Annotated in this window: 19 protein-coding genes; 5 read left to right on the top strand and 14 right to left on the bottom strand. The window is 40.2% G+C overall.

Features of this window, described 5'->3' with window-relative positions; all coding sequences use genetic code 11:
- Positions 1–35: 35 nt before the first annotated feature.
- From D464_RS0102610 to mazG, 3 genes are all read right to left on the bottom strand, one after another.
- Positions 36–950: a ribonuclease Z gene (locus D464_RS0102610; protein WP_018910017.1), complete on the bottom strand. Its 915-nt coding sequence runs from the start codon at positions 948–950 to the stop codon at positions 36–38.
- A gap of 103 nt (positions 951–1053) precedes the next feature.
- Positions 1054–1611, bottom strand: a complete 558-nt coding sequence (locus tag D464_RS0102605; protein WP_024985716.1) for a lipocalin-like domain-containing protein — start codon at positions 1609–1611, stop codon at positions 1054–1056.
- A 20-nt stretch (positions 1612–1631) separates the two neighbouring features.
- Positions 1632–2507, bottom strand: a complete 876-nt coding sequence (mazG, locus tag D464_RS0102600; RefSeq protein ID WP_018910015.1) for a nucleoside triphosphate pyrophosphohydrolase — start codon at positions 2505–2507, stop codon at positions 1632–1634.
- A 146-nt stretch (positions 2508–2653) separates the two neighbouring features.
- Between mazG and D464_RS0102595 the strand changes: the two genes are divergently transcribed.
- Positions 2654–5347 carry a valine--tRNA ligase gene (locus D464_RS0102595; RefSeq protein ID WP_018910014.1) on the top strand — a complete coding sequence of 898 codons (2694 nt, stop codon included), beginning with the start codon at positions 2654–2656 and terminating at the stop codon, positions 5345–5347.
- A 470-nt stretch (positions 5348–5817) separates the two neighbouring features.
- Positions 5818–6279 (top strand): HU family DNA-binding protein, encoded by a 462-nt coding sequence (locus D464_RS0102590; RefSeq protein ID WP_004382039.1) that lies wholly within the window; start codon positions 5818–5820, stop codon positions 6277–6279.
- A 72-nt stretch (positions 6280–6351) separates the two neighbouring features.
- Here D464_RS0102590 and D464_RS0102585 read toward each other — a convergent pair whose 3' ends face one another.
- From D464_RS0102585 to aspS, 5 genes are all read right to left on the bottom strand, one after another.
- A complete protein-coding gene (locus D464_RS0102585) occupies positions 6352–7377 on the bottom strand; it encodes an esterase-like activity of phytase family protein (protein ID WP_018910012.1) in 1026 nt (341 codons plus the stop codon).
- Between the two features lie 90 nt (positions 7378–7467).
- Positions 7468–8535 carry a mannose-1-phosphate guanylyltransferase gene (locus D464_RS0102580; RefSeq protein ID WP_018910011.1) on the bottom strand — a complete coding sequence of 356 codons (1068 nt, stop codon included), beginning with the start codon at positions 8533–8535 and terminating at the stop codon, positions 7468–7470.
- Positions 8536–8757: 222 nt separating this feature from the next.
- Positions 8758–9084 carry a hypothetical protein gene (locus D464_RS0102575; RefSeq protein WP_018910010.1) on the bottom strand — a complete coding sequence of 109 codons (327 nt, stop codon included), beginning with the start codon at positions 9082–9084 and terminating at the stop codon, positions 8758–8760.
- A gap of 64 nt (positions 9085–9148) precedes the next feature.
- Positions 9149–9436: a winged helix-turn-helix domain-containing protein gene (locus D464_RS0102570; protein WP_004382034.1), complete on the bottom strand. Its 288-nt coding sequence runs from the start codon at positions 9434–9436 to the stop codon at positions 9149–9151.
- A gap of 174 nt (positions 9437–9610) precedes the next feature.
- On the bottom strand, positions 9611–11368 hold the full coding sequence (aspS, locus tag D464_RS0102565; protein ID WP_018910009.1) for an aspartate--tRNA ligase: 1758 nt from the start codon (positions 11366–11368) through the stop codon (positions 9611–9613).
- 247 nt (positions 11369–11615) lie between these two features.
- On the opposite strand from aspS, the gene D464_RS0102560 reads away from it, so the two are divergent.
- The gene (locus D464_RS0102560; RefSeq protein WP_004382032.1) at positions 11616–11999 is read left to right on the top strand and encodes a DUF1573 domain-containing protein; all 384 of its coding nucleotides are present in this window, start codon (positions 11616–11618) and stop codon (positions 11997–11999) included.
- Positions 12000–12090: 91 nt separating this feature from the next.
- Here the strand turns inward: D464_RS0102560 and D464_RS0102555 are convergent, their stop codons facing one another.
- The 6 genes from D464_RS0102555 to D464_RS0102530 all read right to left on the bottom strand — a co-directional run bounded on the left by D464_RS0102555 (position 12091) and on the right by D464_RS0102530 (position 19356).
- Complete coding sequence (locus D464_RS0102555) at positions 12091–12423, bottom strand: cupin domain-containing protein (RefSeq protein ID WP_018910008.1); 333 nt, start codon at positions 12421–12423, stop codon at positions 12091–12093.
- 87 nt (positions 12424–12510) lie between these two features.
- Positions 12511–15771, bottom strand: coding sequence for a TonB-dependent receptor (locus tag D464_RS0102550; RefSeq protein WP_018910007.1), 3261 nt, complete (start codon positions 15769–15771; stop codon positions 12511–12513).
- A gap of 275 nt (positions 15772–16046) precedes the next feature.
- Positions 16047–16814, bottom strand: coding sequence for an RsmE family RNA methyltransferase (locus tag D464_RS0102545; protein WP_018910006.1), 768 nt, complete (start codon positions 16812–16814; stop codon positions 16047–16049).
- A 38-nt stretch (positions 16815–16852) separates the two neighbouring features.
- Positions 16853–17404, bottom strand: a complete 552-nt coding sequence (locus D464_RS0102540) for a UvrB/UvrC motif-containing protein (protein WP_018910005.1) — start codon at positions 17402–17404, stop codon at positions 16853–16855.
- Between the two features lie 15 nt (positions 17405–17419).
- On the bottom strand, positions 17420–18685 hold the full coding sequence (locus tag D464_RS0102535) for an MFS transporter (protein ID WP_018910004.1): 1266 nt from the start codon (positions 18683–18685) through the stop codon (positions 17420–17422).
- Between the two features lie 74 nt (positions 18686–18759).
- Complete coding sequence (locus D464_RS0102530) at positions 18760–19356, bottom strand: DUF3256 family protein (protein WP_026284613.1); 597 nt, start codon at positions 19354–19356, stop codon at positions 18760–18762.
- A gap of 62 nt (positions 19357–19418) precedes the next feature.
- Between D464_RS0102530 and D464_RS0102525 the strand changes: the two genes are divergently transcribed.
- Both D464_RS0102525 and D464_RS0102520 read left to right on the top strand, forming a co-directional pair.
- Entirely contained in the window at positions 19419–19997 is a 579-nt protein-coding gene (locus D464_RS0102525) for a zinc ribbon domain-containing protein (protein WP_154649577.1), read from the top strand.
- Complete coding sequence (locus D464_RS0102520) at positions 19998–20318, top strand: hypothetical protein (RefSeq protein ID WP_018910002.1); 321 nt, start codon at positions 19998–20000, stop codon at positions 20316–20318.
- Positions 20319–20476 lie beyond the last annotated feature (158 nt).

Below are 20476 nucleotides of genomic sequence, written 5' to 3'. Positions count from 1 at the left end.
ATGCCACTCTGTTTTAATTGTAGGTTAACTTTGTCTTAAACATCAATGACCATCCCCTCTTGTGATAAGATAGTATTCGGGAAGATAGCTTGAGATTCTTTTAATAGTAACTCCTCATTATTATATCGAGCGGAATAATGACCTAAAAGTAATTTACCGACCTTTGCATCATGTGCTACCTTCGCAGCTTGTTCTGACGTACTATGCCAATAGAGCTTAGCACGATCGGCATCCTTCGCAAGATATGTGCTTTCATGATAAAGTGTATTAACCCCTTGAACTTGCTTAGAAAGTGACTTGATATATCTCGTATCGGAACAATAAGCGTAACTACGGGCAGGAGTAGCAGGCGATGTAAGTCGGTCGTTCGGAATAATATCTCCATCTGGAGTGATCCAATCGGCACCATTCTTTATGTTATTAATCTGACTGATTGGGATATGATAGAAATCAATCATATCTCGACGAATATGCGGGAGCGTTTGTTTCTCTCTAAAAAGGAATCCACAACATTCTACTCTATGCTGCAAAGGAATCGTTTCAACTGTCAGGCTACGATCTTCATAAATTACTTTCTGTTGAGTTGTATCTAAGCTATGGAATATTACCTCAAACCCTAATCCCTGACAAAAGAAGTCGAGTGTTTGCTGAAGGATAGGCTCAAAAGAAGAAGGAGCATAGATATGTAGAGGTGCGGTGCGCCCTGTCATACCAAATGTAGACAACATTCCTGGTAATCCAAAACAATGATCGCCATGAAGATGACTAATGAATACAGCTATAATTCTAGAGAAATGGATGTGCAACCTACGTAATTGTATCTGCGTTCCTTCCCCACAATCAATCATAAATTGCTTTTCTCTCAGTTCAACAACCTGCGAAGAAGGATAATGTCTCAATGTAGGTAAGGCACTTCCACAGCCTAAAATACGTATAGTAAATGGTTCCATACAGCAATACGAACGAATATGAAAATGCTCGAATCGCTTAACTAAATCTCATTCAAAGAGCTATTACACGACACGAGCATTATAATGTTTTATCAGCTAAATCTTACTTTCCTCTTGTAAAGACAAAAATACCATTGTGATTTTCTAATGATAGTGAGTCAGCACCGAGGTTATCAACATCAAAGGTATCTTTTGATAATATCAACTTACCATTCCAAATCTTCCATGAAGTCCAAGGATTCTTCTCTGATTGAAGACTGGAACTAACCGTCCCGCCCTCTTTAATCTCGAAGTTGCGATCAAGACTTGCCCAATTTCCTAATAGAGAAGTTAAGTTAATGGCTGAACGCATGAAGTTATCACCATATTCCTTATACCCAATCACAGCAAAGCGATCGCCGTGAATCTTTCCACCTTTCACAACATCGACAGTGTCATCTGGATTTACTAAGAACTCAACCGTGTCACCTTTATCCGTAAGTAAGATTAAAGAATTCATACCTCCATCAACCATAGTACCATAAACAGTACTATCGCCCACCGTCAAAGAATCGGTACTATTACTTGCTTGAGCCAATGATGACTTTGCCTTATTATCCTTACAAGCGTAAACAGCAGCAAGGATAATCAATGAAATAACTAAATAAAAACTCCTTTTCATGTGCTTAATATCTTTAGTTCTTATAGTTTCTTTGCTTCTTCCCAATATTGATCCATCTCCGCGAGCGTCAAATCCTTTATAGAGACACCTTTCTCACGCGCTTTCTTTTCGATGTAATCAAATCGTTTTATAAACTTCTGATTCGTATGTTCGAGTGCATTATCGGGGTTAATATGATAGAGACGGGCTGCATTGATAAGCGAGAACATAAAGTCGCCAAACTCTTCGGTTGAACGTTCTTTATCTTCTTTCTGCAGTTCTGCCCTCAATTCGCCTAACTCTTCATAGACTTTGTCCCATACCTGCTCTTTTTCTTCCCAATCAAAACCCACATTACGAGCCTTGTCTTGTATGCGATAAGCCTTTATAAGACTTGGCAATGATTCTGGAACACCAGAGAGAACAGACTTATTTCCATCTCTTTCGCGCTGTTTTCGCTGTTCCCAAGTAGATTCAACTTGCGTTGCTGTATTAGGCGCTGCTTGCTGATTATCGCTTGATTGCTGTTTCAATTCATCTTTGTAAACCACCTGCCCATTAGCATTTACAGCCATATCCGAGCGAGAAACATCCCATCCTGTCCAGTCAATAAAATCATGTCTGAACATCAATTTATCTGATTGCGCATTGCAAACATCAGCAACATCAAACTCTTCTTTCTCCTGACCGAGCATTGAATAGAACACAACGTGCTCCATAACATCGCCCAATTCCTTACAGATATTCTTTGAATCGTTCTTGAGAAGTGCATCAGCTAACTCGAAAGTTTCTTCAATAGTATTAGGACGAAGACTCTCATTGGTTTGTTTTCTATCCCAAGGGCACTCCTTGCGAAGACGTTCCTGGACATCCAACAAACGTGCAAAGGCTTTTAATTTTTCTTCTTTTGTATGCAATGTCTTGATGTTTAAAGTTAAAGATAAACGTTAAAGTACTTGCTGACCTGTACTATTATCGCTGCAAAGATACACTATTTAAGCGGATTTTTTGTACTTTTGCACCGCATTTTATGATAATAAAGAATAAAAAAATATACGAAACAATGGAATTAGCAAGCAAGTATGATCCACAGGTTGTGGAATCAAAATGGTACCAGTATTGGCTGGACAATAAGCTATTTAGTTCTAAACCTGATGGGCGTGAGCCTTATACTGTGGTGATTCCGCCACCAAATGTTACTGGTGTACTCCACATGGGACACATGCTCAACAACACTATTCAGGACATTCTTGTAAGACGTGCGCGCATGGAGGGTAAGAATGCTTGCTGGGTTCCTGGTACTGACCATGCAAGTATTGCCACCGAAGCAAAGGTTGTAAACAAATTGGCGCAAGAAGGTATCAAAAAGACCGACCTCACCCGTGAACAATTCCTTGAGCATGCGTGGGATTGGACGCATGAGCATGGCGGTATTATCTTGAAACAGTTGCGCCGTTTGGGCTGCTCTTGCGATTGGGATCGTACTGCTTTCACCATGGACGACACCAGAAGTAAGAGTGTTATTAAGGTATTCTGCGACTTATATAATAAAGGTTATATCTATCGTGGCGTACGAATGGTCAATTGGGATCCACAGGCACAGACTGCTCTATCGGACGAGGAGGTGATTTATAAGGATGAACACTCTAAACTTTATCACCTTAAATATTATGTTGCTGCCGACGATCAGGCTAAAGTGGAGCGCAAAGACGAGGGCAATGTAATGCACAAAGATGAGAAAGGTTACTACGCTGTGGTTGCAACAACCCGCCCTGAAACGATTATGGGCGATTCGGCTATGTGCATTAATCCAGAAGATGTGAAGAACACATGGCTTAAAGGTTTGCATGTCATCGTACCATTGGTTAACCGCGTAATCCCGGTTATTGAGGATTCATACGTAGATATTCAGTTCGGAACAGGTTGTTTGAAGGTTACTCCTGCACACGATGTCAATGACCATGCGCTCGGTTTGAAGCATGGATTAGAGACAATCGACATCTTCAATGATAACGGAACCATCTCAGAGGCGGCTGGTTTGTATGTAGGTCAAGATAGAATGGACGTGCGCAAGCAGATATCTAAGGACTTAGAGGCGGCTGATTTGATGGAAAAGGTAGAAGACTATGACAATAAAGTAGGCTTCTCCGAGCGTACCAACGTGCCCATCGAGCCGAAACTCTCTACACAATGGTTCCTCAAAATGCAGCACTTTGCCGACATTGCGCTCGCTCCAGTGATGGACGATGAGATAGAGTTCTATCCAAAGAAATATAAAAACACCTATCGCCACTGGCTTGAAAACATCAAAGACTGGTGTATCAGTCGCCAACTTTGGTGGGGTCATCGCATCCCTGCTTACTATTTCAAGGACGCAGAAGGTAAGAACGCAACAGTCGTTGCAGAGACCGCAGACGAGGCATTGAAACTCGCAAAAGAGAAGAATCCTAACGTAACTGCAGCCGATTTAGAGCAGGAAAGCGACTGCATGGACACATGGTTCTCCAGTTGGTTATGGCCAATCTCTGTGTTTGATGGCATTAACAACCCCGATAATGAGGAAATAAACTACTACTACCCTACGAGCGATCTCGTGACGGGTCCAGACATTATCTTCTTCTGGGTGGCACGAATGATCATGGCAGGCTATGAATATCGTGGTAAATTCCCATTCAAGCATGTTTATTTCACGGGTATTGTGCGCGATAAGCTCGGGCGGAAGATGAGCAAAAGTCTTGGCAATTCGCCTGACCCGATTATGCTTATTGAGAAATATGGTGCCGATGGCGTCCGTATGGGTATGATGCTTTCAGCCCCAGCCGGCAATGATATTCTCTTCGATGAGACGCTCTGTGAGCAAGGACGTAACTTCAATAACAAGATTTGGAATGCCTTCCGCCTCGTACAAGGTTGGCAAACTGCCGATATTGAACAGCCACAAGCAAGCCGAATCGCCGTTGAATGGTTCGATGCCAAACTGAAAGCTGTAAACAAAGAGATGGACGAACAATTCAAGAGCTATCGTATTTCCGAGGCATTGATGACGGTCTATCGCCTCTTCTGGGACGAGTTTTCAAGCTGGTATCTTGAGATGATTAAGCCAGAATATGGCAAGCCTATCGACAAAGTGACCTACGAGGCAACGCTCCGTTTCTTCAATTCTTTATTAAAGATGCTCCACCCCTTCATGCCTTTCATCACCGAAGAGCTATGGCAGCACATCTATGACCGCAAAGACAGCGAGAGCATTATGCGCGATGAACTGAAACTTCCAGCTCCAACCAAGGACGAAGAGCGGTTAATCGAAGACATAGAACAGGTGAAAGCAATCGTCGGTGGTGTCAGAACGGTGCGCAATCAGAAGAATATCGCACCTAAGGTTGAACTCGAACTCAATGCCATTGGGCAAAATAACTACGAGGCATACAACAGCGTAATCCATAAGATGGCGAACTTAAAGACAATCGAAGTGGTGGCAGAGAAGCCCAGCGACGCATCAGGCTTCATGGTCGGAACGGACAGTTTTGCCGTACCTGTTGGCGATTTGATTGATGTTGCAGCCGAAATCGAAAAGCAAGAGAAAGAACTCAACCATCTGGAAGGCTTCCTCGCTGGCATCAAGAAGAAACTATCTAACGAGAATTTTGTTTCTCATGCCCCTGCGGCAGTCATCGAACGTGAGCGCAAAAAGCAAAGCGATTCCGAAGAAAAGATTGCAGCTCTCAAAGCAAGTTTGGAGGAATTGAGGAAAAAGTAAACTAATTTTACCTAACAATATCCGAGTAGGAATTAGGCTTATTAGCGAATAGCAGGCTTAATTCCTACTCTCTTTTTTTGTCATTCTGCACATGAAAATCACCCGTTTTTAGCCCCTTTTACGCACCTTCGTAAATCATTGATTATCAGAGCGATACAAAACCAATAATAAATCCGAAAAAAACGGAGGTACATTTTACCAAAAACGGAGGTACGTTTTCATCAAAACGGAGGTACGTTTTTACTAAAACGGAGGTACGATTTTTTAGAAAGCAATATACAATATTTACAAAAGTCAGATTGCTTATTGAAAATAAGGATATAAAAACAATCAAAAAAATAGCTTCGATTTATTGTTTTAATAAAATATTTTCATTATATTTGCGCCATACAATCTGAGTGTAAGTACTGTGAAGTGTGCAGATACCCCACTCTAATTTATTTAAAACACATTTAAAAACCATTTAGCTTATGGATTTTTCACTAACCAAGAGAACGGTCAACATGGGTAAATTAAAAGGCAAAGATGTCTTCATTGCTCACCCTGTTTGTCAGAAACATCACATCACTTTTGATGAACTATGTGATCGCATGGCGGACGATTCAACCGTTGGTCAAGCTGACATTGCGGCTGTATTCTATCGTTTCCGCAAAGTGTTAAACGAACTTTGTTCGAGAGGTTACATTGTCGACGGGGGACCAATCGGTACGTTCCGACCCACATTCACCTCAAAATCTGTGCTGAAAGAAGAAGATTTCAAGCCTTCGGAGTGCATCTCTCGAACGCAGATTCTCTTCACTCCTACACAGGAGTTCCGCCAACTCAAGGGTATTGAGTTCTTCCGAGTAGCTCCACAGGAGAAGGTGAAAGGCAAGAAAAAACCAAAAGAGAACAAGAAAGAGAATGAGGAGTCAGGACCTCAAGTTGGTTGAAAACCATTCAATCCAGAAAGACGAAAGCCACGAGCACTTGCCCGTGGCTTTCTGTTTTTATGCAATACATTATCATCGTATGACAATCGTGCGGAACCAATCTCTCAAAACTCCGCCATATTGATTCTGACTATCGGCACAAAGGATAAGGACTTGGCTTCCGTCAGACAGTTTTGGACCGAGGCACATCCCTTCATAGTTCGCTAAATCTTGTCGGAATAGCGTTAAGGAGGTCTTCCATTCTGCTATCAATGTCTTTGGAAGATAGGGAGAAGCAGCTTGAAGTGGGGCATTTGACAGAATAGAATCGGCGGAAAGAGGATCGACGCAATAGATCTTATTGCTCACAAACGACCCTAATTTACCCGATGTTACAAGGAACTCGCGCTCTAAGACTAATAGCTTTCCATCATCTAATGCGGTCAAAGCTGGTACGCCCATCGCATAATTGGAAGCACTCTTATGCGAGATTGGTTTGTCCATCAGGTAAGCAAATTGCGCTTGAGGCATGAAATTTTCATCGAAACTTTGTAGCCGCAAGCGATTATTAACCTGATTCTGAGCATTGGCTTGCACACCATCCTGCTTTAAAGTACTCTCAGAAGTTGTCCAGAACAGGTGCGTTTGCTTGTTATAAGTCAATGCTTCAAAGCCATATTGATGGGTAATATCTTTGAAAGTAGCGGGGATTTTTAATCTTTTCCCCGTCAGATGTCCGTCCATCGCATACTCTAAAATGGCATTATCGCCCTCACGGGAAATGAATATCGTACTGTCTTTGGGAAAGAATGCAATCCCCTCTTCATCCTGATTTGCGTCAGAAGAAGGGCGGAAACCATCTGAAATTATGTCCAGAATATCGCCCGTCTGATGGTCAATCTGTATATGAAACACGAAGAACCCACTCTTAGGAGCCTTGTCTGATACCACCGCATAAGTTTCATTTCCTAAAGAAGTCAAGCCACTGTAATTGCCCTTTGGCAGATTATGATGGAAATAATGTTGGGGATTCATCCTTACTAACTTCGGCGTTTGGGCGAAAGAAGTGAGGAAATGAACGCAACAAATGGAAAATATTATCTTAGAAAGAAACATCATAGGAACTTTGAAATACTAATATATCCACACATTACGTGAAGATAATATGTGGATATAAACAATCAATGGCTATCAAAAGGGGGAATGAGATTACCCTTCTCCCGTAAATTGCTTCAACCTTTGTTCTTCAGAGAGCTTACAAATAAGCAATTTCCCCCCTTGTTCCGCAACGATATAACCATCCAAGCCTTGAATAACGACCTTGCATTCTTCGGTGGTATGGACAATACAATTACGACTATCGAAGAGATGAATTTCATTACCTATAATTGCATTTCCATATAAATCTCGCTGGCTTTGTGCCATCAGTGAGCCCCATGTGCCAAGATCGCTCCAGCCAAAAGATGCAGGACAGACGAAAATCTCCTCTGCTCGTTCCATAATTGCATAGTCAACAGAGATATTTTCGCATTCAGGATATACCTCATCAATAACTCGTTGCTCCTCGGATGTTCCAAGAACATTCATTATCTGCTCAAAAATACGCGCAACGCTGGGTTGATAGATGCGGAAAGCATTTACGATTGTAGATGCACTCCAAATAAAAATACCTGCATTCCAGAAGAAATTATTCTGCCGAATATAGCGTTCTGCCGTCTCTAAATCGGGTTTCTCACGGAAATGATCAACACGATATATCTCCTTATTACGTGCAGAAGCCGTTGAAAGATCTGCCTGAATATAGCCATATCCAGTTTCTGGGCGCGTCGGTTTCATTCCTAATGTCACTATAGCATCCGTTTCCGCGGTAAATTTCATACAGTTTGTTACCACTCTTCGGAACTCGGTGTTGTCCATAACAACATGATCACTTGGAGAAACAACGATGTTTGCCTTGGGATTTTCCTTCTTAATACGCCAACTAACATACGCAATGCAGGGAGCTGTGTTACGGCGACAAGGCTCACTTAGGATATGATTCAATGGCATTTCAGGCAATTGTTCATGGACTAAATCCACATACTTCTGATTGGTTACTACCCAAACATTATCAGAAGGGACAACACCCGAAAAGCGATCATAAGTCAATTGTAATAGAGTTCGTCCTACGCCCAATACATCAATAAACTGTTTTGGATGTTCCGTTGTACTCATTGGCCAGAATCGACTACCAACTCCGCCAGCCATAATAACTAAATGATTATTTGATTGTGCCATAGATTGCAGCTTAAATTAATATAATTGCAAATATACAAATAAAAAACTTAATGCCCAGCTTTATCAAGGCTTTTTCTTGTTTATCTGGTAGATGATGGTAGAATATTCCTTAAATGGAGGGAGGGCTTATCTACTATCAAGGGGAGGCTTTACTCAAGTCGAGGGAGGCATCTATTCAAATGTAAAAACACTATTGTCGCAAAGTATAGCAATATAAAACATTTAAAACAGAGAAAGGCTTTGGTCTTTCTGGGGCTTTTCCTCTACATTATCCTCTTTCTCATCACGAAATTGAAGTATGAATTGCTGTGAAAAGCTATTGCTTGTATTGAGACGGTATGTTCCTTTTCTGATTCTCTCGATTAAGGAAGTTGGTAATTTACTATTCTTCAGAAGATAGCTTTGCACATACTTGCGGACATCTTCCTGTACGATCGGATGAAATAGAGAGTTACAAGCATTATAAACATGATGAGAGATTTTCCAAACAGAAAGTCCCTCGTCACCAGCTTCTACAAGCACTCGGATTATCTCTTTATCGTATTGCATATAAAAAAGGGAGTCAATACACTTTCATACGGCTCCCTTTCTATTCTATTGTTAATATGTCGGATTAGGCTAGTGTAACCTTATTCCCTTCATCCTTAACTTTTCCTTCTTTTAAAAGCCAACCAATTCCCAAATAAACTTCTTCAGTTGAGATCTTAGCTGCCTTTGCAATCTCTGCTACGCTTAAAGCTTTTGCCTCTGCTGCAAGAGTGTTATAAACATCACCTGCTCTGTAACCAACATTTACCTCGTTGATAGAAACTACAGTGGCTGTTGCCTTTGTAGCAGACTTCTTGGTAGTGGCTTTCTTTACTGCCTTAGTTGCAGCCTTAACTTCTTTCTTTTCAGTCATAATCTTATAAAATTAAAGTCTCAATTAAATTGACCAAATCACAATTTATTAGTATTTGCCTACAAAAATACATCAAATTTCTTGAAGTATCAAATACTTTTTACATAAACTAAGTTGGCTTAGAGAACATCACTTCATTTATTGCTATTTTATTGACTTAAATCAATGATTAAGCTATTCTTTGACATCAAGTTTCAGTTCCAATTCATCTAATTGCTTCTGATCAATAATAGACGGTGCATCTAACATTACGTCACGCCCACTATTGTTCTTAGGGAATGCTATGCAATCACGAATAGAATCAAGACCAGCAAGGATACTTACGAAACGATCAAGACCGAAAGCAAGACCTGCATGAGGTGGTGCTCCATACTTAAAGGCATTCATCAAGAAACCAAATTGTGCTTCTGCACGTTCTGGGGTAAAGCCAAGCACCTCAAACATCTTCTCTTGTAATTGGGTATCATGAATACGGAGTGAACCACCACCAACTTCAATTCCATTGCAAACAAAGTCGTAAGCCTTAGCACGTACTTGCTCTGGATGCTCGTCCAGCAATGGAATATCATCAGGATTAGGCATTGTAAATGGGTGGTGGGTTGCCATAAGTCGTTGCTCTTCATCGCTCCACTCAAACAATGGGAAATCAACAATCCAAAGACACTTAAATACATTCTTATCACGAAGACCTAAACGATCACCCATCTCAAGACGTAGAGAACAGAGCTGAACACGTGTCTTATTTGCATTATCACCTGATAATATCAAAACAAGATCACCATCTTTGGCACCCGTTGTTTCCTTTACTTTCTGTAATTGCTCGGGGGGGTAGAACTTATCAATAGAACTCTTAACTGTTCCATCTGTGTTATACTTGATAAATACAAGACCATGTGCTCCAACCTGTGGACGCTTAACGAAATCTGTAAGTTCATTGAGCTGTTTACGGCTGTAATCAGCACATCCAGGAACGACAATACCGCCAATATAATTAGCTTCATCGAATACAGAGAATGAACCAGTACCCTTCAACTCATCTATCAATTCAACGAACTCCATACCAAAGCGCAAGTCTGGTTTATCAGAACCAAAACGCTTCATAGCCTCATGCCATGTCATCTGTTCTAACTTAGGAAGTTCAACACCACGAATCTCACGGAAGAGATGACGAGCCATTTCCTCAAACAGATTGATAACATCATCTTGATCTACAAATGACATCTCACAATCAATCTGAGTAAACTCTGGCTGACGATCGGCACGCAAGTCCTCATCACGGAAACACTTTGCAATTTGGAAGTAACGATCGAAACCTGCTACCATCAATAATTGCTTCAAAGTTTGTGGACTCTGTGGTAAAGCATAGAATTGTCCGGGATTCATACGTGATGGTACAACGAAGTCACGAGCACCCTCTGGCGTAGAACCAATAAGGATAGGAGTCTCCACTTCCATAAACTTCTGTGAATCTAGGAAATTGCGGATAAGGATTGTCATTCTATGACGTAACTCAAGATTCTTACGTACAGCTTCACGACGAAGATCAAGATAACGATACTTCATTCGCAAATCATCACCGCCATCAGTATTATCCTCAATGGTGAAAGGAGGCGTCAAAGAAGGACTAAGAACATTCAGTTCCTTTGCTATTATCTCAATATCACCTGTAGGAATCTTGTTATTCTTACTCTGTCGCTCGCTAACAATACCTTTTACTTGAATACAATATTCACGTCCCAACTTGTTGGCTTCACCACACAGACTAGCATCATCAGCTTCATTAAATACCAACTGAGTAATACCATAGCGATCACGGAGGTCAATAAAGGTCATACCTCCCATTTTACGCGAGCGCTGTACCCAGCCAGCTAGGGTTACTTCCTTACCTGCATCCGAAAGGCGCAGCTCTCCACAAGTATTCGTTCTATACATAATTGATTATGTTGATTATATTTATCCTCTGAACTATAAAGTTATGCAAAGATACTAACTTTAAATGAGAAACAGGAGTTACCTTATAAAAATATAAGAATGCAAACAAAACTTTCAGTTCTAATGCTAATTTGATGACTAATATTTAATAATTCCGCCTTAATTATTGTAAAACACCATGGTAACTATAAACTTTCTGATTACTTTTGCATCATAATAATACGAAACAACTAAAAAGTTATACGATATGAAAAAGTTCTTATTAATAACACTGCTACTTGTTATGGGAGTAACTTTCGCAGTTGCACAGAATCAAGCAGAAATTAAATTCGATAAGGTAAGTTACGACTTTGGTACATTCAGTGAGAATGATCCAGTACACAAGACTACATTCACTTTTACAAACGTTGGTAATGCTCCATTGGTAATCAATCAAGTAATTGCTAGTTGTGGTTGCACCATCCCACGTTACGATAAACGTCCCATTGCTCCTGGTCAGAAAGGTAGCATTGAGGTAACCTATAATGGTACGGGAAAGTTCGCAGGGCACTTTAAGAAAAGCATTACTGTACGCACGAATGGTAAAAATGAAATGACTCGTCTTTATATAGAAGGTGTAATGGAAAGATAATAAGGATAGAATAAACCATTGGAAATAATACACAATTAGCGGCAGACAGTAATGTCTACCGCTAATTCTGTATATACCCTACTGGCAATTACTATCCCAATGTTGGTACAATAGCAAGATATACGACATCATGGTCTGTACAATTCTCAAACCAATGGAAGTGCCCCTCTGGACAATAATGTAACTGCCCCACCCTTGCAACCTCCGTACAATCATCATAGTGTATAGTCAACTCACCACTAATAACAAACATCGCTTCAAAAGTACCAACATGCTGATGCTTTCCACTACATGCACCTGGTCGCAATGTTGAATACATGATACGAGCCTTATCATCAACAAACGCACGTATATCAAGTTTCCCTTTCCCGCCTTTGAAACCTTCTATATGCTCTTCAGCAATCTTATCGAAATCAATAATCATAATGTTTGAGTTTTAATTATGATGCAAAGATAATTAAAAAAGCAGAGACTCAAACTTGGTCTCTGCTCTTTTTATATATATGCGTTATTAGAAGGTATAACGTAAGCCTAACTGACCACGCCAACGGCTATAATATGTATCATAGTTTCGTGCAACGTGTGTACCATCAAATTTGAATACTCCATTACCTTCATAATTGAAAGGACTAAAGTAACGACCGAATCCGTCACCGTATGTATGTCCCCAATCCTTGTTTAGGAGGTTTCCAACATTTATGATATCAAAGCTAAGCTCGAGAGAATTGGTTTGACCTGCAACCTTAAAGCTATACTTCTGTGCGAGGTGTACGTCAAAGTGATTCTCAAAAGCAAGGTTATCAGCATAACGCTTGAAATACTCGCCGCGATGACGACTCATATAAGGATCATCAGCAATCCACTGCTTCATCAAAGCACGCTGCTGTGCTTCTGTGAGAGTTCCATTGAAGCCAGAGCCAAGAACCTTCGTAATCAATGGGTAGATATCCTTACTATTATTAACCTTTACGCCACTTGCAAACTTCATTCGATCGATCTGTGCATCTGTAGGAATCCACATCAGGTCGTTACCATTTGCACCATCGCCATTCATGTCACCATAAACTTCGATTACGTAAGGGGAACCACTACGACCTTGATAAATCACTCCAATTGTTGATTCCCATTGCTTCCTTGCACCATACTTTACATGATAATAAGCACTTGCTTGAAGACGATGAGGAACGTTATATGCACTAAGACTGAGCTCTGGATCATTAACATCACGATAAGTTGCATTATACATCCAGTTACTACCAGCAACAGATGAAGTTCCGCTATTAACACTCATAGAACGAGTCCATGTGTAACTTGCCATAAGGTCGAGGCCGAAGTTAAAGTGCTTCTCACCCTTTAACGAAAGACTCGTTGTGTATCCCTTGCTTGTGTTGTAGAGTGCATAGACATAAGAATAAGGAGTGCCGTTGGTTGTACGCTCATACATTGGACGATTATCCCATTCGTAACCTGTAACCTGCGCAAATGTTTGTCCTGTCTTATCAACTGCAAGATTCTTATAATAGATATCGTTCAAAGTCTTTGAGTAAATGGCTTCTGCTGTCCAATCAATACCAAGGAGATGGAAGTCAAAACCTAAGTTAGCTTTCAGGGTCTGGGCAAACTTGAACTTATCTTCAAACACATTCACTTCCTGACTACCTGCAGCTCTCAATCGAGCAGCATTAGCTTCCTGTCCATTAGGATTAAGAATAAGCTCCAGTCCCTTAGGGGTATTTACAGAGTAGGTCTGCATCTGCAAACCAGTCTTTGCGAAGTTGTTACTAATCCATACGTATGGTATACGTCCTGTGAAGATACCTAATCCACCACGGAGAATAAACTGACGATCCTTATTAATATCCCAACGGAAGCCAACGCGTGGACTCCACAAAGGAGTACTAGAAAGTTTATGGTTTGTACGAACGTCCCAATTATGCTGTGCAGCATAAGTATTGAAAGGTTCATTAGCCGTTGGAGTCTTGAAGAAAAGAGGAATCTCCATACGCAAGCCATAAGTCAACTGGAATGATGGAGTTATATTCCACTTATCTTGTGCATAGAAGCCAAGCTGACCAGCAGAGAAAGGTGTCTTCCAACGTGGGTCACCAGTAACATCAACATTTGCTACACCATAACGATACTGACGGAAGTAGTTATAAGTTGGATCAATCGTACCAGCCATAAAGTCTGTATAATACTTATCGAAATGCGCCTTATCGGTGAAGTTATAAGAACCATACGCATCCTGAATAAAGAGATTAGCAAACTTATAGAACTCATTATGAGTACCGAAAGTAAAGGTGTGATTACCCTTATACCAAGTCAAGTTATCTTCTACAGTATAGATATCCTGGTCAAGAGAGTTAGCCATTGAAGAGCGTTCGTTACCAATATTTACTGATCCACCAGTTACTTGCAAAGAGATCATTGGGAATGCAGAAGCAACATTGCGCTTATCGCGAACGCGTACATAGCTTACACGTGCCTCATTACTTATTGTAGGAGAGATACGGCTCTGTAACTCGGCTGTGAAAGAGTTTGTCTTACTAGTAAATGGGAAGTAATAATGATCATCATTAAGAGAAGAAGATGAACTTACAACATTCAACTGCTTAGCATCAACATAACTCCAACGGAAAGAGAACTTATTGAAGTCATTGATATTCCAATCAATCTTTGCACCTAATTTATTACTCTTCGTGTAGATATCAGGGTTTGCGAAGGTACCATCATACGATAAACCTTGACGTTGAGCCATATCCTTAACCTTCTGAAGGACATCATCAGCTTCATCTGGATTTACACGTGAGCCTGCCTGACGATAGCCATTAAGATTTGGATAAGTCTTATTTGCATTCTCATAGTTTACAAAGAAGAACAACTTGTTCTTGATAATAGGGCCACCCAATGTTACACCCCATTGATACTGCTCCTGTTTCTGATATTTGGGCGCATAACCTGTTCCATCAGAGTAGGGATAATGATGACCAATAAGACTTTGGTTGTTACCAAAACCATAGACACTACCATGGAACTGGTTAGTACCAGACTTAGTAATAGCATTGATAGAACCACCTGTGAAACCACTCTGACGAACATCGAATGGAGCAACGTTTACTTGAATCTGCTCAATTGTTTCCATTGATACAGGTTGTGTTCCAGCCTGACCACCATTAGAACCATCAGCAGCTAAACCAAACACGTCATTATTCATTGCACCATCAATCATAAATGAATTATAACGATTGCTAGCACCTGCAAATGACATGGCACCATTACTTGATGTCGTAAGCTGAGGATTAAGACGAGCTACATCAGCAATACCATGAGTAATACTTGGCATGTCTGCAATTTGCTTAGACGAGATACTCTGTGCTGCTCCCGTCTTCGTCCCATTGACGCCCGCATTACCAGTTACAACAACTTCTTGAAGTTCCTTAGAATCATCTTGAAGCGAACAAGAGAAATCCTCCGTCTCACCAAGACGAAGCGTTACATTTTCAAATGTCTTAGTCTTTTGACCAATATAAGCCACTTGAATCTTGTAAGGTCCACCAACACGCATACCCTGAATAGTGTAGCGACCATCAATGTTGGTCACAGCTCTGTAAATAGTCCCTGATGGTAAGTGGGTAGCTGTAACGGTTGCACCAATCACGTCTTCACCTTGAGACGTCACCTTGCCACTGATTCCTGATGTCGTTATCTGCGCCATGACAGAAGTTGTCATTGCTAGTAACAACGTAACCAAGAAGAGTAATCTTTTCTGCATAATTAGCTAAGAGATTAAAATGAAATAATAACGTTATTTAAATGTATGTTGCAAATATAAATAAAATATTCGACTCCTACATGATGCAATGTGAAAATGTTTCTAAGCTCTTGTTCACAGAGAAGTATATCCTATCATCATATTCCGTATTAACGATGTTGGACATGTTTGTCCAGCCTTTTGGACACATCTGTCCAATTGATTGGACACGTTTGTCCAGCTTCTTGGACACGTTTGTCCAATTGATTGGACACGTCTGTCCAAAATCGTATGTCTTATATACCTCCAGTACATACTCTTCGTGCAAGCTGTGACATCATTACGGCACTAAGCCCTGCTGTCTCTGTACGTAACCGGCTGTTACCCAAAGTAACACTCTTGAAACCATGATCAATAGCATAGCGAACCTCATCAATAGAGAAATCACCTTCAGGACCAACTAATACGGTTATATCATTTCCAATAGAAGGCTTAATGTCTTGAGCATTATGAGCGAAGGTATCAATCAAAGTGAAGAAATCATCTCTATCTATTTCAGAGTAGCAATGACAAATATATTTCTGCCCATTGCATTTATGATTATCTATAAACTTACAGAATGAAGTCATATCATTTACAACAGGTTTCCAAGCCTTATGACTCTGTTTAACAGCTGATATAACAATCTTTTCGATACGATCAGTACGCAAGACCTTACGTTCAGAGAACTTGCAATTTAAGAAGGTAATCTCATCAAAACCTATTTCTGTAGCTTTCTCTACCATCCACTCCATACGCCCCATATCCTTAGTTGGAGCAATAGCCAAATGTATTTTCCCACACCAAGCAGGTTCCTGCTTTAATACTTGCTTGATAGTATAGAAACACTTTTTCGATGTAGCCAATGAAACTTCTGCTTGATAGAAAGATCCTTCACCATCCATCAGAAAGATTTCATCCCCTTCTTTCAATCGAAGAACACGCAAAGCATGAATAGCTTCCTCTGTTGGAAGTTCTTTCTCTACATTAGCATTAGGTACAAAGAAATATCTAACTTCTTTCATTATCTATATATTTCCCTCATAACAAGGGGCAATGCTTGTCATTCTGTTTCTGTCTTTCTATGCTTTAGTTCATCCCTCAATAAAGAAGCCAACTCATAATTTTCATCTTCGATTGCTTTGTCCAATGCTTTTTGCAGCATATCCAAAGTCAAAGTATTAATAGGTACAGCCAATTTATTCTTAGTAGAACCACAAACAACGCTTTGACGTTTAAATAAGTTCTCTTCCATAAAGATATTCAATTTAGCAATATGAGCTAAAAGGATAGCATCAGAAGCACGCATAGGGGTAAGACTCAAGTCATCCTTATTTACAAGTAAGGCTTTATATTGCCCATTCACAACTGAATTAAAGAGAATCTCATAATGCTCACTTGTCATAGATGGGTTGATACTGCAAAGCACTTCAGGTAATAATCGCTCCGTATTTACCTTTTTATCTGTTCTAAGTCCAAATTCATACTCCATGTGTTCATCACAGACGATAGCTATTTGCCGAGTCTCCGACATATCAGAAAGAACTAAAAGCCCAAACTCTGAACCTCCTACAATCTGAGAAACACCAACATGTATTAATTGAACTTTACCCATCTAATAGTATTCAATTCATTTAGCTTTCTTCGGACGGAATATCAATGCAAAGCAAACACCTACGACGAAGGCATAACCAGCAAAGATGAACCAACAGGATGACCAATCACCGACTGTCAATGTATCCGAACCAACTGCCTGTGGATGAGTATAGACATTGACAATCGCCTGAGCTGCCAGCGTTCCTATCGTTGCGCCAACGCCATTTGTCATCAACATGAATAGTCCTTGTGCAGAAGAACGGATAGAAGGTTCGGTACTATTATCAACGAATAATGACCCCGAGATATTAAAGAAGTCGAAAGCCACACCATAAACAATCATTGAAAGTACGAACAATAAGATTCCAGGGAAGCCTGGATTACCAACTCCGAATAATCCAAATCGGAGAACCCAAGCAAACATTGCGATTAACATCACATTCTTTATACCATAATGACGCATAAAGAAAGGAATAAGTAGTATGCAACAGGTTTCACTAATCTGCGAAAGACTTATCAATATATTAGCATGCTGCACGCCAAAGCTATCGACAAACTCCGGTTGAGCGCCAAAACTAAATAAAAATGGATTAGCAAAACTATTCGTAATCTGAAGACTTACACCCAATAGCATGGAGAAAATAAAGAAAATAGCCATCTTCTTTTGCTTAAAAAGAGAGAAGGCACGCAACCCGAAAGCATCAATAAAACTCTTCTGTTTCGTCCCTTTACTAACTTCGCAATTAGGTAATGTAAATGTATAGAAGAAAAGAATGATACTTACAACGCCTGATGTGATAAATTGGTTCTGATTGCTTTGGAATCCCATAATATCAACCAGCCACATTGTAAGGATAAAACCAATCGTTCCGAATACACGAATCGGAGGAAAGTCCTTCACTGTATCCATTCCCGCATTGGTTAAAGCACTATACGCAACGGAATTTGTTAATGCCAACGTAGGCATATAGAAAGCAACCGACAATGAATATAAGGTAAAGATCGTAGCAAAATTGGCATTTCCTCCGATGCTCAAACCATAACCAGCGGTGGCAAACATGAATACTCCAGCAAGTAAATGACAAAAACCTAATAGTCTTTGAGCTGGAACCCATCGGTCTGCTACAATTCCCATCAAGGCAGGCATGAATATTGACACTATACCTTGCATAGAATAGAACCAACCTATTTCCGAACCAATACCAATATTCCCCAAATAACGCCCCATAGAAGTCAAATAGGCTCCCCAAACTGCGAACTCCAAGAAGTTCATTAAGGCCAAACGTACCTTCAAATTCATGTCTTCAGCTATTAATTTTGTGCCGACAAAAGTAGTAACTTTCTAAGAAACCACCAAATCTTCAATCATTTTTACTAACGAAAATCTTTTCCCGACCAATGCAAAATCACTGGTTTGCGATAGGCTTTCACTCTATTTCTCTCATCTATCGACAGAAGCGGATAGTCATAGCTTACAATTAAAGAGTTATCATCTGCATTAAAATGCAATTCTCTCAAGCAAGGAGTCATTAAAGATTTTATATCGTTAAACTTAGTTTCAGTTATTGTGTCTGGTTTTTCAATCGTTTCTTGAGGAAGAATTACCGTCCCCCGTGGTTGCCATTGCTGATTAAACAAGGTCAATTTACTCTCTGCGACAGGAGCATTCCAAGTCTGAATCAGCGCAATAGTCGAATTATCTAATAACTTTATCTCCATAGAGCTCGCATCGCTCAGCCTCACAAGCATATAATCTTTCGTTATTCGGTCTATCCGTGTCGTATCATCCAATAGATTCTTTACTGCAGGCTCAACGCCCATTTTCACATCATCGACTAACTCTGTCCGCAAATTCTTATTCAAATAAGGAGAGATTGTATCGGGCATATTAATCCAAACCTCACGAAGATTTTGAGCAGATGCACCCAGCCAACAAGTAAGGAAACAAATGATTATTAAATACTTCTTCATATCTATTTTCAGAATGATATCTATTAAATTCGATTGCAAAGGTACAAAAAAGAAAAGAACAAATGAATAAAAACCTAAATCGTTTTGGAATCTCTACCTTTTCGCTTACCTTTGTTGCCAAAATCAGAAGTACAATAGATATGAAAAGTCCAGAGAATCATACGGAAGAGCATGATAAAGAGCAGAATAACCCTAAGAATAGTGCGAACAATCAGCGTAAAGATTATGACGACGAACCGACCTTAGGGCGCGGAATGGTTATCTTTATCATCTTAGGCACTATATTTCTTGTGGCATTTGGATTCATCTATTATGGTCAGCACAAGAATGATCCGGAATATACCCAAACTTCGATTGAGCCAGATTCTAATTTAGCCGAGACCAATAAGGCTAAGTTTGATACCGTGCCTGTAGATACAACCAAGACGGATTCTACTGACAAACAGGAGGAACAGCAGGCTGAAAAGGTATATAATAGTATCCGCGGACGCAGTCACACTCGCCACAATCGCAGTCATAGCGAGGCTTCAAGCTCAACAAATGAGGGGAGCAACGAGCCGGAAACTCCTTCAAATTCTCCAAGTCCAACCCCTCCACCAGCCCCAACCAAGCCTCATGTCGAGTCAATCGAAATGGAATAAATGATAATTATTAGAACCAAATATCTCCCACCCAAGAATTATGAAGCCATCAATATTCTTGGGTTTCTTTTCGTTCATCCCGAAGTAATTCTCACCAAGGAGCTTATTAATCATGAACGCATCCATACCCACCAGATGATTGAAATGCTCATTATCCCGTTTTATCTATGGTATTTGCTCGAATGGCTTATCCGTTTGCCCCTTCCCGGTCGCGCTTATATGAATTTATCATTTGAAAAAGAGGCATATAAGAATATGGATAACCTCAATTACTTAGAACATCGCAAGCCATTTGCATGGTTCAAATATCTAATATCATAATAGGTTTAAGGGCATTTGATATAGCGAGAATTTTGTAATAGAATATTGTCATTTCCGACGCTGTAACTGCGTTTTTATTCACCAATCCCCTATTCTCGCTCAAATACGCGAATTTTGAGAGAGTTTTGCACCATCTTCGTAAACAACTGATATACAGG

The organism is Prevotella veroralis DSM 19559 = JCM 6290 (assembly GCF_000377625.1).
Classification (GTDB): domain Bacteria; phylum Bacteroidota; class Bacteroidia; order Bacteroidales; family Bacteroidaceae; genus Prevotella; species Prevotella veroralis.
The sequence above is the reverse complement of the archived record's forward strand: the minus strand, read 5'-3'. Positions and strand labels throughout refer to the sequence as shown.

Excerpts from the sequence above, each read along its gene's own strand:
- D464_RS0102595 (WP_018910014.1), top strand. The coding sequence starts at position 2,654 with ATGGAATTAGCAAGCAAGTATGATCCACAGGTTGTGGAATCAAAATGG.
- D464_RS0102605 (WP_024985716.1), bottom strand. The coding sequence starts at position 1,611 with ATGAAAAGGAGTTTTTATTTAGTTATTTCATTGATTATCCTTGCTGCT.
- D464_RS0102540 (WP_018910005.1), bottom strand. The coding sequence starts at position 17,404 with ATGGGTAAAGTTCAATTAATACATGTTGGTGTTTCTCAGATTGTAGGA.
- D464_RS0102570 (WP_004382034.1), bottom strand. The coding sequence starts at position 9,436 with ATGACTGAAAAGAAAGAAGTTAAGGCTGCAACTAAGGCAGTAAAGAAA.
- D464_RS0102525 (WP_154649577.1), top strand. The coding sequence starts at position 19,419 with ATGAATAAAAACCTAAATCGTTTTGGAATCTCTACCTTTTCGCTTACC.
- aspS (WP_018910009.1), bottom strand. The coding sequence starts at position 11,368 with ATGTATAGAACGAATACTTGTGGAGAGCTGCGCCTTTCGGATGCAGGT.
- D464_RS0102575 (WP_018910010.1), bottom strand. The coding sequence starts at position 9,084 with ATGCAATACGATAAAGAGATAATCCGAGTGCTTGTAGAAGCTGGTGAC.
- D464_RS0102590 (WP_004382039.1), top strand. The coding sequence starts at position 5,818 with ATGGATTTTTCACTAACCAAGAGAACGGTCAACATGGGTAAATTAAAA.
- D464_RS0102555 (WP_018910008.1), bottom strand. The coding sequence starts at position 12,423 with ATGATTATTGATTTCGATAAGATTGCTGAAGAGCATATAGAAGGTTTC.
- D464_RS0102550 (WP_018910007.1), bottom strand. The coding sequence starts at position 15,771 with ATGCAGAAAAGATTACTCTTCTTGGTTACGTTGTTACTAGCAATGACA.
- D464_RS0102580 (WP_018910011.1), bottom strand. The coding sequence starts at position 8,535 with ATGGCACAATCAAATAATCATTTAGTTATTATGGCTGGCGGAGTTGGT.
- D464_RS0102610 (WP_018910017.1), bottom strand. The coding sequence starts at position 950 with ATGGAACCATTTACTATACGTATTTTAGGCTGTGGAAGTGCCTTACCT.
- D464_RS0102535 (WP_018910004.1), bottom strand. The coding sequence starts at position 18,685 with ATGAATTTGAAGGTACGTTTGGCCTTAATGAACTTCTTGGAGTTCGCA.
- D464_RS0102545 (WP_018910006.1), bottom strand. The coding sequence starts at position 16,814 with ATGAAAGAAGTTAGATATTTCTTTGTACCTAATGCTAATGTAGAGAAA.
- D464_RS0102560 (WP_004382032.1), top strand. The coding sequence starts at position 11,616 with ATGAAAAAGTTCTTATTAATAACACTGCTACTTGTTATGGGAGTAACT.
- D464_RS0102585 (WP_018910012.1), bottom strand. The coding sequence starts at position 7,377 with ATGATGTTTCTTTCTAAGATAATATTTTCCATTTGTTGCGTTCATTTC.
- D464_RS0102530 (WP_026284613.1), bottom strand. The coding sequence starts at position 19,356 with ATGAAGAAGTATTTAATAATCATTTGTTTCCTTACTTGTTGGCTGGGT.
- D464_RS0102520 (WP_018910002.1), top strand. The coding sequence starts at position 19,998 with ATGATAATTATTAGAACCAAATATCTCCCACCCAAGAATTATGAAGCC.